Origin of the sequence: Pelagicoccus mobilis (assembly GCF_016595505.1) — a bacterium.
Taxonomy (GTDB): Bacteria; Verrucomicrobiota; Verrucomicrobiia; order Opitutales; family Opitutaceae; genus Pelagicoccus; species Pelagicoccus mobilis.
The window spans coordinates 1-533 of the sequence record NZ_JAENIL010000155.1; the positions used below are offsets into that span (position 1 = coordinate 1).

1 protein-coding gene is annotated in these 533 nt (G+C 56.5%); it reads left to right on the forward strand.

Annotated features, from left to right (window positions below):
• Window positions 1–533: putative Ig domain-containing protein (locus JIN87_RS28025; RefSeq protein WP_200360068.1), on the forward strand; the 533-nt coding region annotated here is incomplete at both ends.

The window sequence follows — 533 nt, forward strand, 5'->3', positions numbered from 1 at the left end:
ACGAACGACGGACCAACTGCCACAGCGATCTCCGACCAGACAACTGACGAGGATGCAGCCTTCAGCTTGGACGTCTCCGGAAACTTCGACGACGTCGACGCAGGCGACTCGCTCTCATTCTCCGCGACTCTCGAAAACGGCGATCCGCTACCAAACTGGCTTTCAATCGACTCCGACACAGGTGAACTCTCAGGCACTCCGGAAAACGGAGACGTCGGTTCTATATCGGTAACAGTCACTGCCACCGACGAATCCGGCGAGGAAGCATCCTCAACATTCGGGATCCAGGTCGACAACACCAACGACGGACCGACCGCCACAGCTATCTCCGACCAGACAACAGACGAGGACACGGAGTTCAGCTTGGATGTCTCAGGTAACTTCGACGACGTCGACGCAGGCGACTCGCTCTCATTCTCCGCGACTCTCGAAAACGGCGATCCGCTACCAGACTGGCTCTCAATCGACGAGGACACAGGTGAACTCTCAGGTACTCCAGAAAACGGTGACGTAGGTTCCATATCGGTAACAGT